This is a genomic window from Collinsella sp. TF09-1AT (assembly GCF_003436895.1).
Lineage (GTDB): Bacteria > Actinomycetota > Coriobacteriia > Coriobacteriales > Coriobacteriaceae > Collinsella.
The window spans coordinates 1-25510 of record NZ_QSRC01000002.1; the positions used below are offsets into that span (position 1 = coordinate 1).

Genomic DNA, 25510 nt, shown 5'->3' on the forward strand with positions numbered 1-25510 from the left:
GGCCGCGCGGCAAGGAGATATATTGCCAGACCGGAGGGGCCTGTGGAACGTCAATTCCACTCTTCACAAGTCCTACACAATATATCGCCTTCTATAGCAAATAGAAAGACTGGTGCGAATCTTCCGCACGTATCAGATGATGACCCTTTGGTTCAGGAATATATAGAGATCGGTCACCTGTAGGTGTCTATCTACCCGCGCTTTTAGCAATATAAACCGCGCCTTCAGATAAAAAGAGGGAGCGCCGCGCACAACGCGACACTCCCCTAGCGATTCAAGAGAATCTATTAGGCCTCGAGAGCCTTCTTGGCGATGGCGGCCAATTCGTTGAAGGACTCGATGTCCTCGTAAGCCATCTGAGCCAGGACCTTGCGGTCGAGCTCAATGCCGGCAACCTTCAGGCCGTGCATGAACTGAGAATAAGAAATGTCGTTCAGGCGAGCGGCAGCGTTGATACGGGTGATCCAGAGAGAACGGATCTCGCGCTTCTTGTTGCGGCGATCACGATACTGATACTGCAGGGAGTGCTGGACCTGCTCTTTAGCATGCTTGTAAGTACGCGAAGCGGCACCGTAGTAACCCTTCGCACGGTGCATAACGGTACGGCGCTTCTTCTTGGCGGCAACAGCGCGCTTAATACGTGCCATGTTCTATCAACTCCTAGACGGTAAGACGAAAAAAGGGAACGCGAACTTAAGCGAGACGCGACTTGATGACCTTGCGGTCGGCAGCGGCGATCTCGGTCTCCTTGCGGAAGCCACGCTTACGCTTGGTGGACTTCTTGCTCAGGATGTGGCTCTTGAAAGCCTTGGCGCGCATGAGCTTGCCGGTACCAGTCTTGCGGAAACGCTTCTTGGTGCCGCTGTGGGACTTCATCTTAGGCATGAAATACTCCTTAATCGGTTACAGAACACTAGTTACTTAGTATCGTTTGCCGCTTTTTCCTCATCGAAAGCGCCCTTAATCGGGGCGAGCAGCATAAGCATGTTACGGCCTTCCATCTTAGGCTTGGACTCGACCGTAGCGTAAGGCTTGAGATCCTCGGCGAGACGCTCGAGAACGTTAAGACCCTGCTCCGGGTGAGCCATCTCACGGCCGCGGAACATGATGGTGATCTTAACGCGTGCGCCCTTCTTGAGGAAACGCAGAACGTGGCCCTTCTTGGTCTCGTAGTCGCCAACATCGATCTTGGGTCGGAACTTCATTTCCTTGACCTCGACCTTAGACTGGTTCTTACGAGCGGCCTTGGCCTTCATGGCCTGCTGGTACTTGAACTTACCGTAGTCCATGACCTTGCAGACCGGCGGCTCCGCGTTGGGAGCGATCTCGACCAAGTCGAGACCCTGATCGTCGGCGACGCGCTGGGCATCGCGGATGGCGAACAGGCCGAGCTGAGAGCCATCGACGCCAATCAAACGGCACGAAGATGCAGTGATCTCGTCGTTGATGCGGGTGTCATCAGACTTAGCTATTTTCCCTACCTCCATTCATAAAAAAATAACCCGGCGCTTCTCAGCAACCAGGTCGTACACATAGACATCCTCGAAATGAGGAAGGGAATCTAAGTTGTATGACCAGTCAGCTGCTCATTGGCGCCAAAAGGTGGGAACCCTCGGGTTCCTCTTTAGGGCATTGCGGGAACAACGCCTCGGCGATAATAACACGTACAGCGCGCTATCACATTACGTACACGAAAAAGGGGCCTTGGCCCCCTTGAACGCTCAGCTGCATGTATGGTGCCCGAGGCGAGACTCGAACTCGCACGTTGTTGCCAACGGTGGATTTTGAGTCCACTGCGTCTGCCAATTCCGCCACTCGGGCACGTAATGCGTGAGTTAGTTTATCACAGCTTTCTGTTGATTAGTCCGAAAATGGAACTTCGAGCATTTCGATGAGCTCGACCGAACGGAGCATCTCGCGCCGACGGCATCCACGACCGTCGACCGAGACCTCCCCCATCTGGTTGTCATAGGGATCCTCGCGCATACCGTCGAAGACGGGTTCAAACCCTGCCTGGAACCGGGAATTTGCCACCATGCGCCACGGATCGAGGTTACCAAAATAGTGGCGGCGGCGCCATTCCTCCCCCATCCTACGCGCCGAGGAACCAAACGAGACATCGGCGTTGAGCCAGCCAGTCTGCGGCGTATAAAACTCCGCCCAGTCATGCGGCCCCACCGAGTCGGGCGCAACGTACAGGCCGCTCTGCCAGCGGGCGGGCACACCGGCAATGCGGCACATGGTGATAAACGTGAGCGCCATAACGCCACAATCACCGCGAAGCGAATGCGCACAGTCATCGGCGATGGAGCCCAAAAGCAGATACGGCGGCTGATAGCGATAGTCGATATGCAGCGTCAAGTAATCATAGATAGCCCGAGCTCGATCGAGCTGGTCCTCGAGCCCGTCAACGACACGCTCAGTCAGCTGCTGCAGATACGGCGTGAACGCAATGTGTGGACGGTCCTCGGAAATGTCCTCGGGCAGCGATGTGTCCATACACGGATGCGCCGGAAGCGCACCCCCATAGATATCGTGATAAGCGGCATCGATTTGATAACGATAGATCACCGAGAACGAGCGATCGGTCGAGGAGACCCACGAAGCGGTGCGCGCCAAGGCGTTCGCAGGGGCAATGACCCCCTCCGGCGTCATATCAAGAATCTCGATCTGAGACTGCTGGCGGCAGGCAGCGGCAACGGGAAGCCACGCGCGAACGGCCTCTCCTTCCAAAGCCCCGGGGACAGACACGCACGCCTTAAGCGTAATGGTGCGAGACAGGCCGCCCTGCGTTTCCATCTCCTCGAGCATCTGGTTGCGCAGCGCAATGCTATCCGTAGGATCGGGGCGCAGGCCCGGAACCTCCTTGGGATACACGCGCAAGGAATCAAGGAAATTGTCGAGGACGAATAGCTCGCCATCGATAAAACGCCAATCGATACGCTTGCGGTCAATCAGGTCGTCAAACTGCTTATCGGTAAACTCGGGCCATTCCTCGCGGATCATCTCAATAGCCCGATCACGCGACACCGAAAAATGAAGCGGCGTCTCGATCATGCGATACCGCTCGGCACGAACGCAGGCGACAAACGAGGGATCAGGATTCTGCTTCAAAAGACGATCGCAAGCCGCAACCGCCTGTGTCAGATATCCAGCATCCTTGAGACGAAGAATCTCAGGCGGCAATCCGATATCGAGATGACGGAAATCATCGTCACAAACCTCAACAGAGCACCCAACGGGACCCTCGGCAACAACCTTCCCGTCAGCAGGCAAAATATCAATAACAGCCATAACCACTCCCAAGTAGTACGACAACCTGAGCCCATTGTACCGACATAAAAACAAAGCCCCCGACCAAGGAGCCCTCAACACCGATAAACGGTATCAATTCGATTATCTCAGCCCAGTAACCCTGTAGCGAGTTAACGAAGGAGGCCCCGTTCGCCCGGAGCTTTTCTCATTGCGCGACTTCTGGCAAAGCCAGGCGAGCGCAAGGGAAAAGCGTAGGGCGAACGGGGCCTCCGGCGGGAAAGTTAAACCGCTACTTACGCCTTGTTGACGGAGCCAAACTCCTCCATGAGCTCCCTGGTGCGAGCAACGATGTTGTCGCGACCAGGCTTGAGGAGCTTGCGGGGGTCAAAGCCCTTGCCCTGCTGATCCTTGCCAGCCTCGATGTACTCGCGGACGCCCTTGGCGAAGACGAGCTGCAGGTCGGTGTTGACGTTGATCTTGGAGATGCCCAGGGAGATGGCCTTCTTGATCTGATCCTCGGGGATGCCGGTACCACCGTGCAGAACGAGGGGCAGGTCACCGGTCTGGGCCTTGATCTCGCCCAGACGCTCGAAGGACAGGCCAGCCCAGTCGGCGGGATACACGCCGTGGATGTTGCCGATGCCGCAGGCGAGGAAGTCAACGCCCAGGTCGGCAATCTGCTTGCACTCAGCGGGGTCAGCGAGCTCGCCGTTGGAGGTCACGCCGTCCTCGGTGCCGCCGATACCGCCAACCTCGGCCTCGATGGACATGCCCTTGGAGTGGGCAAGCTCAACGAGCTCCTTGGTGCGGTCGAGGTTAAGCTGGAAGGTCTCCTCGTGAGAGCCGTCATACATGATGGACGTGAAGCCGGCCTCGATGCACTTGAAGCAGTCCTCGTAAGAACCGTGATCGAGGTGAAGGGCGACGGGAACGGTAGCGCCCGTGGCCTCGACGGCAGCCTTGACCATGTCGGCGCAGACCTTGAAACCGCCCATCCACTTAGCGGCACCAGCGGTGCACTGAAGGATCAGCGGAGACTTGGCCTCCTCGGCGGCCTGGAGAATGGCCAGGGTCCACTCGAGGTTGTTGGTGTTGAAGGCACCGAGAGCGTACTTGCCGGCCTCGGCCTTCTTGAGCATGTCTGCTGCGTTGACGAGCATAAAAGAAACCTCCTGTAAGGTTGCTCCGATAACGCCTGAGATTTTACCACGGCATACCCGCGCAGAAACGTTCGTTTGTTTACGAATATCGCCCGAATGGACTTTTTTTGACCGTTTGCCCAACGGAATCGACCCGTTGGGGAAAATAACTTGACGTTTGGACACTTCTCGTGCTTACAAAGCTGGCGATAAAGCTATATCTGCATGAACGGGTTCTGCATGAGCTCGCGCGCCATGGTGGTCGAATCACCATGACCCGTCAGGCAAACGGTATCGGCCGGAAGCAGCCGGGCGAGCTTGGAGAGCGAGCGCAGAATCGCAGCCTCGTCTCCGCCGGAAAGGTCGGTACGGCCGCGGCTGCCCGGGAATAGCGTGTCGCCAACAAAGGCGATGCTTCCCTGCTCGGTGGCGGCGAACAAAACAATGCCACCCGGTGTGTGCCCGGGCGTCTCGATCACCTGCAGGCAGATATCGCCCACCTCAATAGCATCGCCCTCGGCGAGCAGGCGCGTCGGCTCCCCGGGGTCGGGCGTCTCAATGCCCCACATAGCTCGCTGTTCCTCGATATTCGCATACGGCACCGCCACATCCTTAGCACACAGCTCATACTGGCAGCCCTCGCCAACGGCGGTTCGTACGCCGGCAACACCACCAACATGATCGGCATGGCCATGAGTGCATACGGCTCCAAGCACGCGTACACCGGGATGCTCGGCTCGAATATGCTCCACCAGGCGCTCGCCTTCCCATGCGGGGTCGATAATCACGCACTCATTGTCCGAAATAACAGCATAGCTGTTGGTCTGAATGGGACCGTTTACGAGCGTCTCGATCTCGACCGATCCTTTGGGAGTTAAATCCAAGGACGCAGCGCTCATATCCCTCTCCTCTCTATAGAACTCGAGGCATCAAACGATGCCTCGAGTGTAGCGAATATCGATAATGTGGCACGTTCGTCGCGACTAAACGCGGCGCTTGAGCTGAGCTCCGCCCTCGCCAGGCATCAAACGACGTGCATCGTAGACCGAGTCGACGCTGCTAATCGATGCCAGCAGCGGATCCAGACCACTCGCGTCCGAGATCTCGACCATAAAGCGCAGGGTTGCAATACCCTCGCGGTTGGTCGACGTGGCAGCAGAAAGGATATTGCCGCCCGCATCGCCAATGGCAATGGTGACATCCTTGAGCAGGCCCATGCGGTCCAGACACTCGACCACGATCTCGACCTGGAAGAGGGTGTCGGCAGCGCCGTCCCACTCTACATCAATCATGCGCTCGGGGTGCTCCATAAGGCCCTTGACGTTGGGGCAGTTGGCGCGATGCACCGAGACGCCTCGGCCGCGCGTGATGAAGCCGACGATGTCGTCGCCCGTCACCGGATTGCAGCAATGCGCCAAACGGACCAGCAGACCGCTGTTGCTCTCGCCCTTGACGATAATGCCGTTGCTGGCGCTCTTGCCGCGCTTTTGCGGCTTGCGGTTGGAGCCGCGGGCAGGCTGCTTGACGACCTCGGCAATGGCCTCGGCCTTGGTGAGCTGCTCCTCGGGCTTGGGGTCCAAGATTTGCTCGACCTTATTGCCCACGGCACGTGGGGCGACTTTGCCCGCCCCAACGGCTGCGAACAGGTCCTCGAGCTGCTTGTAGTTAAACTGCTCCGCCACAGCATTGAGCGCACGCGTGGAACGCGGCGTAGAGATGCCATAGCCGCGCTTGCGCAGGTCCTTGGCCAGTATATCGCGGCCGGCTGCAGCGTCATCGTCTTTGGTCGCGGCAGCGAAGTAACGGCGAATCTTTGACTTGGCAGAAGGCGTCTTGACGATCTTGAGCCAATCGCGCGACGGCTTGGAACTCTTGTTGGTCAGAATCTCGACACGGTCGCCCGTCTTGATTTCGTGCGTGAGCGGCGCCACCGCACCGTTGATCTTGGCACCGACGCAGTGGTTACCGACCTCGGTATGGACGGCGTAGGCAAAGTCGAGCGGCGTAGAGCCGGCGCGAAGCGCCATGACCTCGCCCTTGGGCGTAAAGACAAAAATCTCCTGATCGAACAGGTCAACCTTCAGCGAATGCAGATATTCCTTGGCGTCGGTGATCTCGTCAGACGCCGCCCAGTCGAGTGAGTGCTTGAGCCAGTTAATCTGATCATCCAGACGCTGGGCGTCGTTGGTCTTGGAGGCAGACGATCCGCCCGACTTCTTGTACAGCCAGTGGGCGGCGATGCCGTACTCGGCCTGCTCGTGCATCTCGTAGGTTCGAATCTGAATCTCGAGCGGACGGGCCGTGGGGCCGATAACCGTCGTATGGAGCGACTGATAGTTATTGACCTTGGGCATGGCGATATAGTCTTTAAAGCGCCCGGGCATGGGGTGCCACAGCGTATGCACCGCGCCGAGCGTGGAGTAGCAATCGCGCACCGAATGCGTGATGACGCGCAGTGCCACCAGGTCGTAGATCTCGGAGAATTCCTTGCCCTTGCGCTTCATCTTTTGGTAGATGGACCAATAGTGCTTGGAGCGGCCATTAATCTGGAAACCCTCCAGGCCAATGCGGTTGAGCTCGTCGGTGAGCGTCTTGATGGTCTCGGCCAGATAGCGCTCGCGAACCTCGCGCGACTCCGCCACCATGCGCGCGATGCGCTGGTAGGCGTCGGGCTCAAGGTAGAAGAAGGACAGGTCCTCGAGCTCCCACTTGATAGAGCTCATGCCCAGGCGGTCGGCCAGAGGCGCGTATACGTCCATGGTCTCGCGCGCCTTAAACAGGCGGCGGTCCTCGCGCAGGGCGGCAAGCGTGCGCATGTTATGCAGGCGGTCGGCGAGCTTGACGATGATGACGCGAATATCCTTGGACATGGCAAGGAACATCTTGCGCAGCGTAAGCGCCTGCTTCTCGTCCATGCTGTCGACTTCGATGTTGGTGAGCTTGGTCACGCCGTCGACGAGCTCGGCCACCGTATCGCCAAACAGGCCGGAAACATCGGTAAGCGAGGTCTCGGTATCCTCGACGGTATCGTGCAGCAGCGCGGCGCACACCACATCGCAGTCCATCTTAAGATCGGCCAAAATGATGGCAACCTCGACGGGATGGTTGATGTACATCTCGCCCGAGCGGCGCTTTTGGTTGCAGTGCTTCTCGGCAGCAAAGCAATAGGCCTGCTCCACCTTGGAGAAGTCATCCTCATTCATATATTTGAGGCACAGGCGCTCCAGCTTGTCGTAGCTGTCCGCCATAATCTCGGGCGGCAGCTCATCGGCATGCTTATAGTGCTCCATCTCAGAAAAAGGCTGGAGGGTGGAATCATGGGCGGTACGGGCTGCGGCATCCATCGAGGTCCCCTTCCCCTAGGCCCGTGGTACGATCGGGCGGTTAACTTTGGCTAGCATATCAGAAGCACACGAATCGAGCGCCCAGCTCCGGAAAGCCGAGAACTCCATGCGCGAGCGCAAGCCCTCCAAATAGCGAATTGACCTGCTCAATTGCACGCGGCCAGGGTTTTCGGCCATCGCGATGCGACGGGTGTCGTCAAACCCCGAAACGCGACAGAAACCAAGCTCTTCGAAGATTCCCAGGCCGCTTTCCACCGAGCGCTCATCGACCGGCGTGCGCGCGTCGATTGCAAGGCACATCTGCGCAATGTCGATATCGCTTGCGCAGAATGAATCGTCCCCCGTCTTGCCGCGGTTGGAGCGCCACATGGTCTGCAGCGCTCGATAGAGCGTGACGAGCTCATCGCGTTCGGGCGCGTAGCAATCGAGTAGGCGCTCGTTAATACGGGCGTCACGCGACGAATAGAGCAGATGAATCACAGCGGGCTGTCCGTCACGACCGGCACGGCCGCTCATCTGGTTAAACTCAATCGCGCCAAACGGCATATGGTAGAGCACGACATGTCGGATATCGGGCAGGTTCACGCCCTCACCGAAGGCCGAGGTCGAGACGATGCAGCTGAGGCTGCCATCTCGAAACGCCTCCTCGACGCGGCGGCGATCGGAACGCGCGAGCCCGGCGTTATAGAACGCGATATGGGTCGCACAGTCTGGCACGCGCTTGCGCAGCGTCTTGGCAAGTGCCACGGACTGGTCGCGCGAATTGACGTAGATAACGGTCTTCTCCCCCGTCGCCACAATCGACACCAGGCGATTTTCGCGGCTTGCGAGGTCGCGATCGTCCTCGAGTTGCAGGTTCTCGCGCACGGTCTCGTCAACCACCGTGCTGGTAATGGGCAATACGCGAGCGAGCTCTGCCACGACCGGAGCCGTCGCGGTAGCCGTTGCCGCCATGACAACGGGATCGCCTAGCGCTTTGAGAATATCGGGCATGTCGAGGTACGCGCTCCGGTCGCCACCTTTGGCAAGACCGGCATGATGCGCCTCATCGATAACGACAAAACCGATGCGCCCCGAACGCGCAAAGCGATCGCGGTGAATGGACAGGAACTCGGGCGTCGTGAGCACGATGCCGGTGCGGCCCGAAGCCAAACCGGCAAACACGTCATCGCGCGCCGCCTCCACGGTCTCGCCGGTCAGCACGCCAACACCAATGCCAAGCGCTGCCATCGTCGAAGAAAGGTGATAGGCCTGGTCGGCAACGAGCGCACGCAGCGGATAGACAAAGATGCTCGCACGTCCGCGAAGCACCGCCTCACGCGCGGCATGTACATGGAAGATGAGAGACTTGCCGCGGCCCGTTCCCATAACGGCCAAGACGCTCTTGTGGTCGGCCAAGGCATCGAGTGCCTCAACCTGTGCGCGGTGCGGCTGGTTCGATCCGATAAAGCTGTGAATGAGCGAGCGCGTGAGCTCGGTATAGGAAAGCTGGGCAAGCGTCTCGCGCTTACGCGACTCCAGGCGCGGGCCTAAGTCCGCCGGCCGCACGCCACGACGAAGCTCGCACGCCGGATCGTCGATATTGGGCGCCGTGGTATCGCGCACCAAGACATCTTTGATCATGAGCTTGGGCTTCACGCGTCCCTGCCAATGCTCGGCCACGGCCTCGAACACCAAATCGACGGCGCTATCGCAATTGATGAGCTTATCGATCTGCGGCACGCGGAACATAATAGCCGGCACACTCGCGGCGCCATCGGTCGCCACGAAGCGCATGTGCTCGCCGGTTTTGCCCACCACGGCGCGATCGCACATTGTCACGCCCTCGGCCGCCAACAGCGGCACCTTGTTGCCCTGGCCAAACGGCTCAAGACGGGAGATCTGCTCGATGGTCTCAATATTCAGCTCGGAGAGGTCAACGGTGGCGGCAACCTCGTCGGTGTCCTCAAAGTCCTCGGCGGGAAGCTCGGACAGCACGGCGGAAAGGCGACGACGGAACTCGTCGAGCTTGGATGCCTCGATGGTCACGCCCACCGCACCGGCATGCCCGCCGCGACGAATCAGCAGGTCGGAGCAACGCTCGACGGCGTCGAACAGGTTGACCTTGCCCACCGAGCGACCCGAACCGCGAGCGATACCGTCTTCGATCGAGAACAGCAGCGCCGGCACGTGATAACGGTTGGTCAGACGGCTCGCTACGATACCCTTGACGCCCTCGTGCCAGCCCTCGCCGCCCACGACGATCGCGCGACCGCCGTCATAAGTCTCCTCGACCTTCGCCATGGCATCGCGTGTAAGCTCCGCCTCGATCTCGCGGCGTTGGCGATTGATTTCCTCGAGCTCGGCGGCAAGCGCACTCGCTTCGATGGGGTCGCGGGCAAGCAGCAGGTCGAGCGCCAGCTTGGGATCAGCCATGCGGCCGGCAGCATTCAGACGAGGGATGAGCGAAAACGACAGGCCATCGGCCGTAATGCTAGAGAGGTCGGCCTTGGCGAGCGCTGCCAGCGCGATGTAGCCGGGACGAGCCGTCACGCGCATCTGTTGGATGCCCTCGGCGACCAGTGCGCGGTTCTCGGGCGTCAGCGGCATCATGTCGGACACGGTGCCAAGCGCCGCAACCTCGATCAGCGAACGCCAATACGACGGTTTGCCCAAACGCTCGCCCAGGACTTGCACCAGCTTGAGCGCCACACCGGCACCGGCAAGCTCGCGCGAGGGGCCCTCGTTCTCAAGCTTAGGGTCGGTCAGGGGCACGCCCTGCGGCACCTGATCGGAGGGCTCGTGATGGTCCGTGACCACCAGGTCGATTCCCAGGCTCTCCAGATAGGAGACCTCCTCCTTCGCCGCGATACCGTTATCAACGGTCACGATCAGATTGGGTTGGGCGAGCTCGTTGACGCGGTCGAGCGCCGCGCGCGAAAGGCCATATCCCTCGTCAAAGCGGTGCGGGATGAATGGTGTGACATTGGCGCCAAACGTGCGGAGTGCCTCGGTCAACAGGCAGGTCGACGTAATACCGTCAACGTCAAAATCGCCAAAGACCGCGATGCGCTCGCGGTTACGAATAGCACGCTCGACGCGGTCAGCGACGACCGCCATGCCCGGAATAACGAGCGGGTCCGCCCAGTCGCGATCGAGCGAAGGCGTCAAAAACAGCTGGCCTTCCTCGATGGATGTAATGCCGTGCGCAACCATAATGCGCGCCACCAGCCCGGGTATGCCCAGGCCAGCCGAAAGCTCCTTTTCGAGCTCGAGGTTTTGCCGAGCGACCGCCCAGCGATGCGTCGTCTTAAGCGATGACATAGGCGCCCACCCCCGATAGGGGCAGGTCGCCGCGATACCTCTCACGGTTCATAGCGATGAGTCCTCTGTGTATACCCGCTTCGGCAGGCAGATCTATTGAACGGATTTATTATACCGTGCAGCGCGGACGCACAACGTCCAGCACGCCGCGGTTTCGATAAACGAGGGCGGTAATAGCCTCGAAATATTCGAGCGTTTCTGACGCACAGACGCATGCGAGCGTCTAGCATATCCATTCAAAACGAATTCACGAGCAAAGGGAGTCACAAGAGCATATGAAGCAATGGGTTGGACTGGGCAAGTTTCTCGCGGGGCACATGCAGGTCATCGTTCCGATTTGCGTGACGCTCGGCGTGCTCTTTCCCCAGCAGATCGGCGTGCTCAAGCCCATCGTTCCCGCCCTGTTTGCCTTTATGACGTTCCAAGGTGCGCTCAGCAACACCTTTCACCAGGTGGCCGAGGCGTTCCGCCGTCCCCTACATTTGATTTTGGCGTTATTTGTCTCGGCCGTGCTCATCCCCATCGCGGCGTATGCCATGAGCTCACTGTTCTTTGGTTCCAACCCAAACCTTGTCTGCGGCATCGTGCTCGAGTACAGCGTACCCGTGGCAGTCACCGCCTTTATGTGGATTAGCATGTTCGGCGGCAACGGCCCGCTCGCACTCACCATCATCCTGACGTCTTCGGTTATATCACCCGTCACGATTCCGCTCACGCTTAAGCTCCTACTGGGCGCCACCGTTGCAATCGATGTTCCGGGCATGATGCAGAACATGGCCTTTATGATCGCCATCCCCGCCGTGCTCGGCATCGTGATCAACGAGTTCACGCGCGGATGGGGACACGAGAAACTCTCCCCCGCGCTTTCGCCCGCCTGCAAGTTCATGATGATGGGTGTCATCGCCTCCAACTCCACCGCCATGAGCGAGTACGTGCTGCACATGAATGCGGTGCGCCTGGAAGTCGCCCTCTTTATTTTGACCTTCGCCATCAGCGGCTTTGTCGTCGGCATTCTGGTCGCCCGCGCGTTGCACCTGCCGTATAGCGAGACGACCACCATGTGCTTTACCTGCGGCATGCGCAATATCTCTTCGGGCGCCGTCATCGCCACGCAGTATTTTCCCGGCGAGGTCGTGTTTCCCGTCATGTGCGGAACGCTGTTTCAGCAGGTGCTCGCCTCGGTTATCGGACATCTCTTTGAGCGACTGACCGGCGAGGAGCGCGCCGCCCAGCGCAAGCGCGTCGAGGCCGGCCGCGACGCCATGGCACGCTAGTTTGTCCGCTTTGTTCGAGCGCTCCCCTTGTTACTCAAGCGCCATGGGATGAACACGCAGCCAGCGCGGGCTACGCCTCCAGCGGCACGATCTTGGTGCCATGAAGCTCGGGGACGCCTAGCGCTGCCGCGACCGCGTCGCGATTTGCCGTAGTGATGCCGCCGCCGGGAAGGATGGTCAAACGATCACCCGCATACTCGATTAAACGAGCCAGGTGATCGAAATTATCCTCGATCGACGTACCGGCCGCGCCGCCATGCGTGAGGATGCGCGTAACGCCGCAGTCGGCAAGTGTATCAATCGCATCGAGTTGAGCCTCGGGCGAGAGCTGGTCAAATGCCATGTGGAAGGTGATGTCAAGGGACTCGCGCTTGCATTCCTCGGTCGCACACCCCGCGGCCATAACGAGGGCGCCGAGCGTAAGCTCGTCAAGCGCCCATCCGCCGGCACAAGGCTTGCAGCAGCCAAAGACCAAGCCGTCGGCGCCGGCGCTCACGGCAAGGCCCAAGTCCATCTCCATCATGCGCAGCTCGTCCTGGTTGTAGTGAAAGTCGCCGCCACGCGGGCGAATCATGCACATCACTCGCGCGTCATGCTCGTGAGCATAGCTGACCGTAGCGCTGATAACGCCGGCCGAGGGCGTGGTACCACCGACGGCAAGGTTATCGCACAGCTCGATGCGCTTTGCACCGGCATCGATAGCCGCCGGCACCCGCTCAAAGTTCTCAGCACAAAACTCGTATAGCATAGATAGCCCCCAGGAGACATTTCGATTTCCACACGGCATTGTCGCACGTTAAATAGCAACCCGCACGATGGAACAAAACCTTGACAAGGAGTGTCCCAAAGTGCCGGCACATAAGGAACGTCCCCAGATGCCACCTTGAGCGATGGGTACTCATTTAAGTACGTCCCCAATGAGTACCCGCAGGGGACAGACAGACCGGACTCCCTATACGACAACTGTTGACATCATATACTATGTGTCATATAGTAGGTGTTACACAGTATACTACGAAAGGAGGTGTGCGGATGGAGGCACAGATGAAGCGCGGCTTCCTCGAGGCCTGCGTGCTCGCGGCCGTCTCGGGCGAGGAATCCTACGGCTATCAGATCGTGAAGGACGTGCCCGCGAGTATGGGGCTCACGGAATCCACGCTCTATCCGTTGCTCAAGCGCCTGGAGAAGGCGGGCTGCATCACCGCGCGCTCCGCCGAACACAACGGGCGGCTGCGGAGGTACTACCGCATCACGGACGCCGGGCGCGAGCGTATCGCCGAGTTCCTCGCCGAATGGCCATCCGTGCAGGAGATCTACCGTTACGTGGAGGGGGCGCACCATGACGCGCGATGAGTTCTTGAACCGGCTGGGCGAGCTTCTGGCCTGCCTGCCGGCAGATCAGGTAAAGGAAACGCAGGAGTTCTACGCGGAGGCCATCGCCGACCGTATGGAGGACGGCATGACGGAGGCCGAGGCTGTGGCCGCCATGGGCACGCCCGGTGAGGTCGCCGAGGCAACGCTCGACGAACTACCCGCCGTGCCGCGCGCGATCGCGAGGACCAAGCGCAAGAGCACGGCACTTCTATGGGCGCTCGCCATCGCGGGCTCTCCGGTATGGATTCCGCTGCTGCTCGCGTTCGTCGCCGTTGCCGCTGCAGTCTACATCTGTATTTGGGTTCTTGCGCTCTGCGTGTGGATCGTGGCCGCGGCATTCGGGGGCGCGGGCCTGGTAGGGCTCCTGTTCGCCGTGGACGGCATCATTATCGGGCATGTTCCGTACGTTTTGGCCTCGATGGGAATGGGATTCGCTTCCATCGGTGTGGCGCTCCTCACGGGAGCCGGCGCCTGGACGGCGTCCAGGCAGATCGCGCGCCTCTCTGCCCTTTGGGCGAAGAAAGCCGTTTCGCCCTTCTGGAAAGATCGGGGCAATAAGAGCCGCATGGGCGCTGAAGCGGCGCCGCTCACGGCATAGGAAGGAGTGCAACCATGTCCAGCGTAAAAAAGATTTACCTTGCCGTAGCGGGTGGGCTTGTTGCCACGGGGCTCGTCCTGGCTGCTATCGGATTTGTGGCCTCCGGCTTTAACCTCGCTGTGTTCAACACGCAGATCGACCTGCGCGATGACACCATCATTCTGGGTGGTGTTGAAATGGACGACCCGACAGGGCTTCCACTCATCGAGCAGCTTGCCGAGGTTGGCGAGATCCATATTGGGTCTGCAACGGCTGGTTCGTCTTCTACTCGCAAATGATCGAGCTCGTAGCAGCCATCCCCCTTCGGGCACACCACGACGGGCGTGAGCACGCCGCACTCGGAGCCTTTTGACCTAGTCATTGGGGACGTTCTCAAACGACTAGTCATTCAAGAACGTCCCCAACGACTACCCCCAACGTCGATGTTTTGGCAACGACAGCGAAAACCCGCCAGAGCGAGCAAGGTGCCTTGAAACGAGGCGGCATTGACCTTCTGGTCATGCCGCCGAAGTTGAAAGGCAGATTGCCGCCCTGGCGGACTTGCAGCGTCGAGCCGTTACGCGGTTTGGTAAAACCGCGTAACTAGTTAGCCGCCCAGGTAAGCCTTGCGGACGTTGTCGTCGTGCAGGAGCTCTTGGCCGGTGCCGGTCATGGTGATCTTGCCGGTCTCGAGCACGTAGCCGCGCGTGGCGATGGAAAGCGCCATCTGCGCGTTCTGCTCGACCAGGAGCACCGTGGTGCCGGCCTTGTGCAGGTCCTCGACAATCTGGAAGATCTGCTCGATCAGAATCGGTGCCAGGCCCATGGAGGGCTCGTCGAGCATGAGCAGCTTGGGGTTGCTCATAAGGGCGCGGCCCATAACGAGCATCTGCTGCTCGCCACCCGAAAGGGTGCCGGCAACCTGGCGGCGGCGCTCCTTAAGGCGCGGGAACTGCTCGTAGACGCGCTCAAGACCCGGAGCCACCGTGGACTTGGGCTGCGTATAGGCGCCCATCTCCAGGTTTTCCTCAACCGTCATCTGCAAAAAGGCGCGACGGCCCTCGGGAACCTGAGCCAGACCCTTGCTCACCAGTTTATCGGCGGGCGTATGGGTAATGTCCTCGCCCATAAACTTGATGGAACCGGTCTTGGAGCGCAGCAGGCCCGAGACGGTCTTAAGCGTCGTGGACTTGCCGGCGCCGTTGGCGCCGATCAGGGCCACGATCTCGCCCTCGTTGACGTTAAAGGAGATGTCCTTGATGGCGTGGATGGCGCCGTACCAGACGTTGATGTTGTAGACGGAAAGCATCGGCTCTGCCATTTAGTTCTCCCCCTTATCCTGCTTGCCCAGATACGCCTCGATAACGGCGTCGTTGTTCTGGATTTCCTCGGCCGTGCCCTTGGCGATGACCTTACCAAAGTTGAGCACGCAGATGCCCTCGCAGATGTTCATGACGAGCGACATATCGTGCTCGATGAGCATGATGGCGATGCCGAAGGTGTCACGGATCTTGACGATATTCGCCATGAGCTCCGCGGTCTCGGACGGGTTCATGCCGGCGGCAGGCTCGTCGAGCAGCAGCAGCTTAGGGTTGGTAGCAAGCGCGCGGACGATCTCCAGACGACGCTGGGCGCCATAAGGCAGCGAGCCAGCCTGCTCGTTTGCCAGATGCTCCATATCAAAAATGGACAGCAGCTCCATAGCGCGCTCATGGGCGGCCTTCTCATGCTTCCAATACGTCGGCAGGCGCAGCACGCCCTCAAAACCGGAGTAGCGCTCCTGGTTGTGCAGGCCGACCTTAACGTTGTCCTCCACCGTCATGGTGTTGAACAGGCGGATGTTCTGGAAGGTACGGGCGATGCCCATGCGGTTGACCTGGTAGACGGACTTACCCGAGGTATCCTCGCCGTCGAGCAGGATGGTGCCGTGCGTGGGCTGGTACACCTTGGTAAGCAAGTTGAAGACCGTGGTCTTACCGGCGCCGTTGGGGCCGATCAGACCGGCGATCTCGGTCTTGCCAATGGTCAGGCTAAAGTCGTCGACCGCCTTAAGGCCGCCAAACTCAATGCCCAAGTGGATGCACTCGAGCGCCGGGCGCTGGCCCAGGTCGCGGTCGGGAACGATGGCGCCAGAAGGATACGGGACCATCTTGCCCTTGTTGAACTCAAACTTACTGGGCATCGGCTGCCACCTCCTTCTTGGGAGCAAAGCGGTCCTTAACGCGACCGAAGAACGCCTTGAGCTGCGGGTTGTTGGTAAAGACCATGACCAGGATCAAAACGATGGCATAGATGAGCATGCGATAGTCCGAGAACTGACGGAGCAGTTCGGGAAGCACCGTGAGCAGCGCCGCCGCGATGACAGAACCGCGCATGTTGCCCAGGCCGCCCAAGACCACGAACACCAGAATGAGGATGGACGTGTTGAAGTCAAACTTGGTGGCGGAGAGCTGCGAGAAGTTACCGCCGAACAGGGCGCCTGCAGCACCGGCGAGGGCGGCAGAAACCACGAAGGCGATCATGCGGTACTGGGTGACGGAGATGCCTACGGACTCGGCAGCGATCTTGTTGTCGCGCACGGCCATGATGGCACGGCCGGTACGGCTACGGACCAGATTGAGCACGATCACGAGCGCGATCATGACCAGGATGGCACCGGCAAGGAAGGTCGAGTAGGTCGACACGCCCGACGCGCCCTGGGCGCCCTTGATGATGGCGGTGCCGTCCTCGAGCAGATGAAGGTCGTCGATCGTGGAGTTGCCCGTGATGTTAAAGATCACGTGAAGGCCGCGGGAATCGACGCCCACGATAAGGCAGGTGACGATCTCTTTGATGATTTCGCCGAAGGCCAGGGTCACGATGGCCAGGTAGTCGCCGCTCAGGCGAAGAACCGGGATACCGATCAGGAAGCCCATAATGGCAGCAGCGACAGCGCCGACCACGATGCTGATGATAAGACGCACCGGATCGGAGGGAACGGCGCTCTCGAGGGCAACGGCGGTGACGATACCCGTATAGGCGCCGACACTCATAAAGCCCGCATGGCCCAGCGAAAGATCGCCCGCGATGCCGACGACGAGGTTAAGCGAGATGGCCATGACGATATAGGCCGTGATGGGAACCAGCTGACCGGCGATCATGCGCGGGATCATATGGTTGGACTGCATAAAGAACACGATGGCGAATGCCACGATGCACATGGCGTACGTGACAAAGTCGTGACGCGTCTGCTTGTCTTTAAGGAACTTCATAACGCTCACCTACACCTTCTCGGGGACGTACTTGCCCAAGAGGCCGGCAGGCTTGACGAGCAGGACGATGATCAGAACGCCAAAGACGATGGAGTTGGCAAGGCTCGTGGAAATGTAGGCCTGTGCCATTGCCTCGATGATGCCGATAAGAATGCCGCCGACAAAGGCGCCGGGGATGGAGCCGATGCCACCGAAGACGGCGGCGTCGAAGGCTTTGATGCCAGGCATGGCGCCCGTCGTGGGCTGCAGCACCGGCGAGTAGGAGCACAGCAGCACGCCGGCGATGGCGGCAAGGGCAGAGCCGATGGCAAACGTCATCGAGATGGTGCGGTTGACATTGATGCCCATGAGCTGAGCGGCGGCCTTGTCCTCGGACACGGCGCGCATGGCCTTGCCCATCTTGGTCTTGCCCGTAAAGAACACCAGACCGGCCATGATAATCAGGCAAGCGACGATGGTGACGAGCGAGACAGCGCTCACGTTATACTTGGCCAAGAACTCCGGCACCGGGAAGGTGACGAGCGAAGTAAAGTTCTTGGGCGTGGCGCCCCACAGAAGCTGGGCGGCATTCTGCAAGAAATAGGACACGCCGATAGCCGTGATCAGAACGGCCAGCGGGCCTGCCTGGCGCAGCGGCTTATAGGCCAGGCCCTCGATGAGAACACCGAGAACCGTGCAGACCGCACAAGAGAGAATTACAGAAGCCCAGCCCGGGAGGCCGAGATACGACGTGGCGCAGAACGAGACATAGGCACCGACCATGATGACGTCGCCGTGAGCGAAGTTCAGCATCTTGGCGATACCGTAGACCATGGTGTAGCCCAACGCGATGATGGCGTAGACGCTGCCCATGGACAGGCCGTTGACCAGGTATTGGATAAAGACCGTCATGTTCCACATCCCCCTTTCGAATAGGTTTCCAGTTGATGTATGAAACAGGGACGTTACATCGTCCCTAGATACCAAGCAAGCAGGGAAGGCCAAAACCTCCCCTGCTTGGGATCAAAACCGCTCTATGTAAGGCGGTCTATTAGGCCTGTACGTACTTGCCGTCGGTGATGACGTACGCCGTGGGGTCCTTCTGGACCTGGCCCTTGTCATTCCAGGAAAGCTTGCCGGTCAGACCGTCAACGGTGATCTTGAGCATAGCCTCGGGCAGCTTCTCGGCGACCTCGGTGGGGTCGGCGTCGACGCCCAAGCCGGCCTCCTTAAGAGCCTCGACCACAGCGTGCACGCCGTCGTAGGCGTCGGCGGCAAACTGGTCGGGGGTATCGCCGTACTTATCCTTGTAGGCGTTAACGAAGTCGGCGTTCTTCTCGTCGTCGGCGGAGAACGGGGTCATGAGCAGCAGGCCCTCGGCAAGGGAGGTGTCGAAGCCCTCCACGCCCAGGATGCCGTCCATGCCGTCGCAGCCCATCATCTTGACGTCGTAGCCCATGTCCTTGGCGTTCTTGAGCAGGACGGACGCCGGCGTGTAGTAGATCGGCGCGAAGATCATGGTGGCGCCGGCCTGCTTGGCCTTGGTCAGCTGGTTGGTAAAGCTCGTTGCGGAGTCGTCCTTAAAGGTCTCCTCGTCAACGATCTCGAGCTTGGACTCAGCGGCCTGAGCCTTAAAGGAATCCGCGATACCCGAAGAATAGGCGTCGCCGGAGTTATAGAACAGAACGAACTTCTCGTCCGCATACTTCTGGGCCAGGAACTTGGCAGCGTTGACGCCCTGGTTGGGGTCGGTGAAGCAAACCTGGAAGACGCAATCCTTGCCGTCGGTAACGTCCTCGGAGGACGCGGACGGGGTGATCATGAACGTCTTGGGGTCGTTACCGCACTCGGCGGCAACGGCAACCGACGCACCCGTGGTGGTCGGGCCGACGAGGGCCTGCATGCCCCAGTCGAGCAGGGTATTGAAGGCGTTGACGGCCTTCTCGCCGTCGGCCTGGTCGTCCTCGGCCTTGCTGACAAGTGGCAGTTCCTTGGTCGAGAAATCCTTGCAGCCAAGCTCGACGCCCTGGGTAACGGACTTGCCGTAGGACGCGGCAGCACCGGTCAGCGGGCCGATGGTGCCGATCTTAAACGAGGCGTCGCTCGAAGCGGAACCGCTATCGCCGCCGTTGGAGGAGCAGCCAGCTAGAATAGACATCGCCCCCAGACCTGCTGCGCTCGCGATAACGCTCCTGCGATTCATAACAGGGTTCAATGACTTACCGGTGAGGCTCGACATGCGGCTCTCCTCTCAAATCTCGTCGGGTTTCGGTTACCCGACAGGCCATCCTTCGCCGTGTTCGGCGTTCGCAAAATAGTAGACGCTTTAGTTAGGAAAAGTGGCGATTATTTCAACTTTTCTTTTACCTCAGATTTTTATCCATATTTCTGCGTATTTTTGCCGCTTTATGCATATCTGCCACTTTATTGTGTAAAAGTAATGTTTCCATTCTGTTACAAGCATCCTCGCCCTGAATAAAAGAGCCTCACCGGTTGCGTTTTATACGCTCTTAGGCGGCGATGTACTTGCCGTCCTGAATCACATAGGCCGTAGCGGGCTTTTCGACCTGGCCCTCGTCGTTCCAGGTGAGCTCGCCGGTCAGGCCATCGATCTTGATCTTACGCATGGCCTTGGCAAGTTCGGCGGCAATGTCGGCACCGTCGGCCGTCGTATCGATGCCAGCCTTGTCGATGGCCTCGGCGATCGCGTGGACGCAGTCGTAGGCGTCGGCGGCAAACTGGTTGGGGGTCTCGTCGTACTCCTCCTTATATGCCTTGACAAAGTCGGCGTTCTTCTCGTCGTCGGCGGAGAAGGGCGTCATGAGCAGCACGCCCTCGGCAAGCGAGGTATCGAAGCCCTCCACAGAGAGCAGACCGTCCATGCCGTCGGTGCCCATGAGCGTCATGTCGTAGCCCATGTCCTTGGCGTTCTTGAGCAGGACGGACGCCGGCGTGTAGTAGATCGGCGCAAAGATGAGCGTGGCGCCGGCCTCCTTGGCCTTGGTCAGTTGATTGGTAAAGCTCGTGGAAGAGTCGTCCTTAAAGGTCTCGGTGTCGACGATATCGAGCTTGGACTCCTTGGCCTGCTCGGCAAAGGCGTCGGCAACGCCCGAGCTGTACGTATCGCCGGAGTTGTAGAACAGGGCGATCTTGGCGTCTGCGTACTTCTCGGCCAAAAACTTCGCGGCACTCGTGCCCATGGTGGGGTCGGTGAAGCAGACCTGGAAGACCGTGGTCTTGTCCTTGGTGACATCGAGCGACGAGGCGGAAGGCGTGACCATGAGCATGTCGTCGGCAATCTCACCCGAGACGGCAACGGCGGCACCGGTGGTGACGGGGCCGACGAGCGCCTGCATGCCCCAGTCGCACAGGGTATTGAAGGCGTTGATGGCTTTCTCGCCGTCGGCGACGTCGTCCTCGGACTTAAGCGAGAGCTTGAGGTCCTTGGTCGAGAAATCCTTTACGGCGAGCTTGGCGCCCTTCTCGACCGAGACGCCATAGGTGGCCGCGGCACCGGTCAGAGGACCGATGACGCCGATCTTGAAAGACTTGCCGTCATCGGCAGACCCATCGTCCGAGCCACCCGAGGAGCAGCCGGCAAGTGCGACGGTGCTGCCGAGCGCGGCGGCGCCGGCGAGGAAGTTCCTACGGCTGAGCGTGCTGTTGATGTTGAACATGGTGTCCCCCTTTTCGCTGGCCGCGGTGCGGCCGTCTTGCGGTACAGGGCAAACCTTATGGCCCAAACGTTGACAGTTTGTTACGGGAGTTCGTTTGTAGCGAGCGTGTTTCCAATATTTCCGCAGCGTTTCGGGGGTAGCGTTTTATGCGGCTCTTGTTGCCTGGCAAGCACGCGCCCTTGGTTCACGCTAGAATGCACTCAACCTTAACTGGTCAATCATCCATACAGATGCACGAAGGAGCTATCTATGAGCGAACCCCTGCGCACCGTGAACGTCGGCCTGATCGGCCTGGGAACCGTCGGCGGCGGCGTGGCCCGTCTGATCAAGAGCCACCACGATGAGTACCTGGCCGCCTACGGCATCGACCTTAAGCTGACCCGCGCCTGCGCGCTTGCCTGGGAGCAGGCCGAAGCCGCCGGTATTGAGCGCGAGGCCTTTACGAGCGACTGGCATGATGTCGTCACCGACCCCACCGTCGACATCGTCGTCGAGCTAATTGGCGGCGAGCATCCCGCAACCGAGATCTTCACCACGGCCTTTGAGAACGGCAAGCACGTCGTCTCCGCTAACAAGGCCCTGCTCGGCCGTCACGTCGAGACGCTCGCCGAGAAGGCGCGTGAGTGCGGCGTGCAGGTCAAGTGCGAGGCCAGCTGCGGCGGCGGCATCCCCATCGTCAGCACGCTCGAGCACGACCTGGTGGGCAACAAGATCCTGACCATCGCCGGCATCCTCAACGGCACCACCAACTACATCCTGTCGCGCATGGACGCCGAGGGCGCCGATTACGCCGACGTGCTCGCCGACGCGCAGGCCAAGGGCTACGCCGAGGCCGACCCGTCCGCCGACGTCGACGGCTTCGATGCCGCCAGCAAGACGGCCATCCTCGCCTCCATCGGCTTTGGCACCCGTGTGACCACCGACGACGTCTACCAGCAGGGCATCCGTACCATCGGCGCCGAGGACATCGCCCAGGCCCGCGAGCTCGGCTACACCATTAAGCTGCTGGGCATTGCGCGCAACACCGATGCCGGCGTCGACGTCCGCGTGCACCCCACGCTGATCCCCGCCGACCACATGCTCGCCAAGGTCAACGGCGCCATGAACGCCGTCTACGTGGTGGGCGACGCCGTGGGCGAGACCATGTTCTACGGTGCCGGCGCAGGCTCCTTCCCCACCGCGAGCGCCGTCGTGGGCGATATCCTGTCGCTGTCCGAGCAGATCAGCCGCGGCGTGGCGCCGCTGCCCGAGATTGAGCCCTACGGCCACAACCTTGCCTTTAAGCCCATGGACGAGCTCCAGACCAAGTACTATGTGCGCCTGAAAGTCGCCGACCGCGTGGGCGCCCTGTCCGAGACGGTCGATATCTTCGCCAAGCACAACATCTCGATCTCGCTCATCAATCAGGTCGAGGACGGCAAGTCGGGCGTCAGCGATACCTGCTCGGTCATCTTCCTGACGCACCGCGCGCTCGAGAAGGACGTCCAGGCTGCCGCCGCCGAGCTTGCCAGCGTCGACTGCGTGGCCGAGATCGCCAACGTCCTGCGCATCGAGGACGTCGAGGCCTGGACCGAAGGCGTCATGGCCAACTAGCCCGATTCTCGGCAAATCAAATAACGCATGAGGGGCTCCCATCCGATTGGATGGGAGCCCCTTTTAGTTACATCTTTTGCACGAAGTGGTCGACTAACGTTTGAGCAACTTGACCGTTCATCAACAACCGTGGATACCGTTTACCGATATGCGGCGTCAGCTGTTTTTTGCCGCCACTATGCTGTGCTGCAAGTATCCATGCACATAAGAGAGGAAGCGATATGCTGCTCAAGGGCAAGAAAGCAATCATCACCGGAGGCACGCGCGGAATCGGCTATGCCATCGCCTGCCGTTTTATCGAGGAAGGCGCCGCCGTCACGGTCTTTGGCTCGCGCCAGGAGACTGCCGACGCAGCCGTTGAGAAACTGGCAGCCGCCTATCCCGAGGCCAAGGTTTGGGGCCGCTCCTGCGACCTCACCTCGCTCGAGGCCGTAACTGAGGCCTTTACCCAGGCTGCCGCCGATATGGGCGGCTTGGACACGGTCGTCAACAATGCCGGCATCTCCCAGCGCTCGCCCCTTTTGGACTACACGGCCGAGGAGTTTGCCAAGGTCATGGACCTCAACGTCGTCGCCGTCTTTAACGGCCACCAGGCTGCCGCCAAGATCATGACCGAGGCCGGCCACGGCGGCACCATCACCACCACGAGCTCGATGGTCGCTAAGTACGGTCAGCCCTCCGGCGTTGGCTATCCCACGTCCAAGTTTGCCGTCAACGGCATGGTCCAGTCGCTCTCGCGCGAGCTCGCCCCCATGGGCATTCGCGTCAATGCCGTCGCACCCGGCGTGACCAAGACCGATATGGTCGCCAACCTGCCCGAAGAGGTCATCAAGCCTATCATCACCACCATTCCGCTGGGCCGCATGGGCGAGCCCGAGGATGTCGCCAACGCCTTCGTCTTCCTGGCGAGCGACATGTCCGCCTACGTCACAGGCGCCGTGCTCCCCGTCGATGGAGCCGCCCGCTCCTAAGGGACCACGAGCTTTGGCCCCTGGCCTCAACATAGCTCAACCAAAGAAGGCGCGCTGTCCACATCAACCGCAGACAGCGCGTCTTCTTCTGTTTGAAGGGAAACTGTGTCCCGTTTCGCGTCCGTCCTCAAACGGGAATGCCGCCCCCGCATCAGCGTCGGCTACTTGCCGTCGTCCTCGTCGGCTTCTTCGTGCGCATAAAGCTCCAGCATGCGACGGCGGTACTCGTGCACGGCGAGCTTGGCGCGCTCTAGGCGGCGACGCTCACGCGGGGTGAGCTCGGACGGATCTATCTCGTCGCCATAGGTCTTATCGGCAAGCAGATGCGCCGCATCCACAATGCGCGCATCGATGCGTTCGCTCGCCGCCCGATCAGAAAGGCGCTCGGCAATCGTGTCGAGTGTAGGCAAGCCTTCGAATACGCGACCATGTCCATGCGACGTCAATAGCTCGTGCTCGCGGGCGAGAAGACTTGCCAGGTCGTGATGGGCACGCAGGATATTGAGCGCATCGGCGGGATGCTCGGCAACCTCCGCCACGGCGGCGACCGGCGCCGCATCGACCACGCGGTAGAAGAGCTGCGCGAGCAGTGGCATCAGGAACACCGTGATGGCGCCGGCTGCCACCATAACCGAAGCGACGCCTTGCGATAATGCGCCGGCATTGACGGCGACGCTCGTCACGGCGACGATGATCGGCAGTGCCGTGGTGCAGTAGAGCGCCACGGTGATGCGACCGTAGGCAGAAACATCGCGCGTCTTAGGGCAGATGCCCATGGAGACAACGATGGGCACGGCACGGATAACCAGCAACGCCACGATAAAGCCCACGAGCAGGCCAGGGCGCGATGCTACAGCCGTCAGGTCGATCTTGGCGCCCGAAACGGTAAAGAACACCGGGATCAAAAAGCCATAGGCAAGGCCATCGAGTTTAAGCTCGAGCGTATGGTTGCCCTCGGGGATGATGTAGCGCAGGACGAAGCCCGCGGCAAAAGCGCCCAGTACGATATCGAGGCTAAAAATAGCGGAAAACGCCACGAGCGTGACCAGGATGAGCACTGTGAGGCGCACGAACGTCTGAGAAGTCGTATCGGCGCGCTCCTGAATAAAGGCAAAGAAGCGGCTGCCAATACGCTTGGAGCGGCTGGGGACCACGGCAAGCAGCACGCACACCACGGCGAACAGCCCCAAGATCAACAGCGTCTCGACACCCGTACGGGCAGACAGCAGCACCGACATGGCGAGCACGGGTCCGAGCTCGCCCCACGTACCATAGGCAAGAATCGAATCGCCGACGCGCGTCCCAGAAAGCGACCGCTCGCGCAAGATGGGCATGAGCGCCCCAAGCGCCGTCGAGGTCAACGCCAGCGTCACGGCGATGCCATCAAAATGACTGACCGAAAACCACGGGGTAAAGCGCACGGCAAGCCAGGCGATACCAAACGTGACGACCCACGTCGCCATGCCGTAACGCCCCTCGATGCCCGTGATGTTCTTGGGATCGATCTCAAAGCCGGCAAGCAGGAACAAAAAGGCCAGGCCGAGCTCGGACACGAGCGAGACCTCGGCATCCACATGGATAATGCCGAGCATATGAGGTCCCAGCACCGCGCCAAACACGAGCAAAAAGACCGTCTCGGGAACGGGTTTTCCGGGAATCGCCGAGGCGATGAAGGGACTTGCAAAGGCCACGAGTGCGATGATGGCGAGCGAAACAAATGCCATGTGATGCCTTTCTCTTGTTTGCGCTCCACTGTAGCACCCTCGCCGTCCT

22 protein-coding genes and 1 tRNA gene are annotated in these 25510 nt (G+C 60.1%); 6 read left to right on the plus strand and 17 right to left on the minus strand.

The genetic code is table 11. The features are described 5' to 3' along the window. Nucleotides 1–287: 287 nt before the first annotated feature. From rplT to recJ, 9 genes are all read right to left on the minus strand, one after another. Nucleotides 288–647 carry a 50S ribosomal protein L20 gene (rplT, locus tag DXC90_RS01700; protein ID WP_022094123.1) on the minus strand — a complete coding sequence of 120 codons (360 nt, stop codon included), beginning with the start codon at nucleotides 645–647 and terminating at the stop codon, nucleotides 288–290. Nucleotides 648–693: 46 nt separating this feature from the next. Then, on the minus strand, nucleotides 694–885 hold the full coding sequence (gene rpmI / locus DXC90_RS01705; protein WP_117734492.1) for a 50S ribosomal protein L35: 192 nt from the start codon (nucleotides 883–885) through the stop codon (nucleotides 694–696). Nucleotides 886–917: 32 nt separating this feature from the next. Then, a complete protein-coding gene (gene infC, locus DXC90_RS01710) occupies nucleotides 918–1487 on the minus strand; it encodes a translation initiation factor IF-3 (RefSeq protein ID WP_117734493.1) in 570 nt (189 codons plus the stop codon). Between the two features lie 247 nt (nucleotides 1488–1734). Then, a tRNA-Leu gene (locus tag DXC90_RS01715) sits at nucleotides 1735–1821 on the minus strand. 39 nt (nucleotides 1822–1860) lie between these two features. Further along, nucleotides 1861–3294 carry a transglutaminase-like domain-containing protein gene (locus DXC90_RS01720; RefSeq protein ID WP_117734494.1) on the minus strand — a complete coding sequence of 478 codons (1434 nt, stop codon included), beginning with the start codon at nucleotides 3292–3294 and terminating at the stop codon, nucleotides 1861–1863. A 254-nt stretch (nucleotides 3295–3548) separates the two neighbouring features. After that, a complete protein-coding gene (fba, locus tag DXC90_RS01725; protein ID WP_117734495.1) occupies nucleotides 3549–4415 on the minus strand; it encodes a class II fructose-1,6-bisphosphate aldolase in 867 nt (288 codons plus the stop codon). Between the two features lie 194 nt (nucleotides 4416–4609). Continuing rightward, nucleotides 4610–5293 (minus strand): MBL fold metallo-hydrolase, encoded by a 684-nt coding sequence (locus DXC90_RS01730; RefSeq protein WP_117734496.1) that lies wholly within the window; start codon nucleotides 5291–5293, stop codon nucleotides 4610–4612. Nucleotides 5294–5377: 84 nt separating this feature from the next. Then, nucleotides 5378–7738 (minus strand): bifunctional (p)ppGpp synthetase/guanosine-3',5'-bis(diphosphate) 3'-pyrophosphohydrolase, encoded by a 2361-nt coding sequence (locus DXC90_RS01735; protein ID WP_117734497.1) that lies wholly within the window; start codon nucleotides 7736–7738, stop codon nucleotides 5378–5380. 15 nt (nucleotides 7739–7753) lie between these two features. Next, the gene (gene recJ / locus DXC90_RS01740; protein ID WP_117734498.1) at nucleotides 7754–11041 is read right to left on the minus strand and encodes a single-stranded-DNA-specific exonuclease RecJ; all 3288 of its coding nucleotides are present in this window, start codon (nucleotides 11039–11041) and stop codon (nucleotides 7754–7756) included. Nucleotides 11042–11316: 275 nt separating this feature from the next. Here recJ and DXC90_RS01745 point away from each other — a divergent pair, with 275 nt between their 5' ends. Then, the gene (locus tag DXC90_RS01745) at nucleotides 11317–12315 is read left to right on the plus strand and encodes a bile acid:sodium symporter family protein (RefSeq protein ID WP_117734499.1); all 999 of its coding nucleotides are present in this window, start codon (nucleotides 11317–11319) and stop codon (nucleotides 12313–12315) included. A 70-nt stretch (nucleotides 12316–12385) separates the two neighbouring features. Here DXC90_RS01745 and DXC90_RS01750 read toward each other — a convergent pair whose 3' ends face one another. Then, nucleotides 12386–13063 carry a copper homeostasis protein CutC gene (locus DXC90_RS01750; RefSeq protein WP_117734500.1) on the minus strand — a complete coding sequence of 226 codons (678 nt, stop codon included), beginning with the start codon at nucleotides 13061–13063 and terminating at the stop codon, nucleotides 12386–12388. A gap of 284 nt (nucleotides 13064–13347) precedes the next feature. Here DXC90_RS01750 and DXC90_RS01755 point away from each other — a divergent pair, with 284 nt between their 5' ends. The 3 genes from DXC90_RS01755 to DXC90_RS01765 are packed head-to-tail and all read left to right on the plus strand — an operon-like array spanning nucleotide 13348 to nucleotide 14565. Next, nucleotides 13348–13668, plus strand: a complete 321-nt coding sequence (locus DXC90_RS01755) for a PadR family transcriptional regulator (RefSeq protein ID WP_187362357.1) — start codon at nucleotides 13348–13350, stop codon at nucleotides 13666–13668. Continuing rightward, entirely contained in the window at nucleotides 13655–14287 is a 633-nt protein-coding gene (locus tag DXC90_RS01760) for a DUF1700 domain-containing protein (protein WP_117734501.1), read from the plus strand. The genes DXC90_RS01755 and DXC90_RS01760 overlap by 14 nt, the downstream gene beginning before the upstream one ends. A gap of 14 nt (nucleotides 14288–14301) precedes the next feature. After that, the gene (locus tag DXC90_RS01765; RefSeq protein ID WP_117734502.1) at nucleotides 14302–14565 is read left to right on the plus strand and encodes a hypothetical protein; all 264 of its coding nucleotides are present in this window, start codon (nucleotides 14302–14304) and stop codon (nucleotides 14563–14565) included. Between the two features lie 308 nt (nucleotides 14566–14873). On the opposite strand, the gene DXC90_RS01770 is transcribed toward DXC90_RS01765, so the two are convergent. The 6 genes from DXC90_RS01770 to DXC90_RS01795 all read right to left on the minus strand — a co-directional run bounded on the left by DXC90_RS01770 (nucleotide 14874) and on the right by DXC90_RS01795 (nucleotide 21173). Beyond that, nucleotides 14874–15575 (minus strand): ABC transporter ATP-binding protein, encoded by a 702-nt coding sequence (locus DXC90_RS01770; RefSeq protein ID WP_117734727.1) that lies wholly within the window; start codon nucleotides 15573–15575, stop codon nucleotides 14874–14876. A 12-nt stretch (nucleotides 15576–15587) separates the two neighbouring features. Beyond that, nucleotides 15588–16448 carry an ABC transporter ATP-binding protein gene (locus DXC90_RS01775; RefSeq protein ID WP_006234439.1) on the minus strand — a complete coding sequence of 287 codons (861 nt, stop codon included), beginning with the start codon at nucleotides 16446–16448 and terminating at the stop codon, nucleotides 15588–15590. After that, nucleotides 16438–17517, minus strand: coding sequence for a branched-chain amino acid ABC transporter permease (locus tag DXC90_RS01780; RefSeq protein ID WP_117734503.1), 1080 nt, complete (start codon nucleotides 17515–17517; stop codon nucleotides 16438–16440). The genes DXC90_RS01775 and DXC90_RS01780 overlap by 11 nt, the downstream gene beginning before the upstream one ends. Before the next feature lie 9 nt (nucleotides 17518–17526). Next, nucleotides 17527–18408 (minus strand): branched-chain amino acid ABC transporter permease, encoded by an 882-nt coding sequence (locus DXC90_RS01785; RefSeq protein WP_117734504.1) that lies wholly within the window; start codon nucleotides 18406–18408, stop codon nucleotides 17527–17529. A 139-nt stretch (nucleotides 18409–18547) separates the two neighbouring features. Beyond that, a complete protein-coding gene (locus DXC90_RS01790) occupies nucleotides 18548–19735 on the minus strand; it encodes an ABC transporter substrate-binding protein (RefSeq protein ID WP_117734505.1) in 1188 nt (395 codons plus the stop codon). A 271-nt stretch (nucleotides 19736–20006) separates the two neighbouring features. Continuing rightward, a complete protein-coding gene (locus DXC90_RS01795; protein WP_117734506.1) occupies nucleotides 20007–21173 on the minus strand; it encodes an ABC transporter substrate-binding protein in 1167 nt (388 codons plus the stop codon). 249 nt (nucleotides 21174–21422) lie between these two features. On the opposite strand from DXC90_RS01795, the gene DXC90_RS01800 reads away from it, so the two are divergent. Then, complete coding sequence (locus tag DXC90_RS01800; RefSeq protein ID WP_117734507.1) at nucleotides 21423–22766, plus strand: homoserine dehydrogenase; 1344 nt, start codon at nucleotides 21423–21425, stop codon at nucleotides 22764–22766. Nucleotides 22767–22987: 221 nt separating this feature from the next. After that, nucleotides 22988–23737: an SDR family NAD(P)-dependent oxidoreductase gene (locus DXC90_RS01805; protein WP_117734508.1), complete on the plus strand. Its 750-nt coding sequence runs from the start codon at nucleotides 22988–22990 to the stop codon at nucleotides 23735–23737. Nucleotides 23738–23898: 161 nt separating this feature from the next. Here the strand turns inward: DXC90_RS01805 and DXC90_RS01810 are convergent, their stop codons facing one another. Then, nucleotides 23899–25461 (minus strand): cation:proton antiporter, encoded by a 1563-nt coding sequence (locus tag DXC90_RS01810; RefSeq protein ID WP_117734509.1) that lies wholly within the window; start codon nucleotides 25459–25461, stop codon nucleotides 23899–23901. Between the last annotated feature and the right edge of the window lie 49 nt (nucleotides 25462–25510).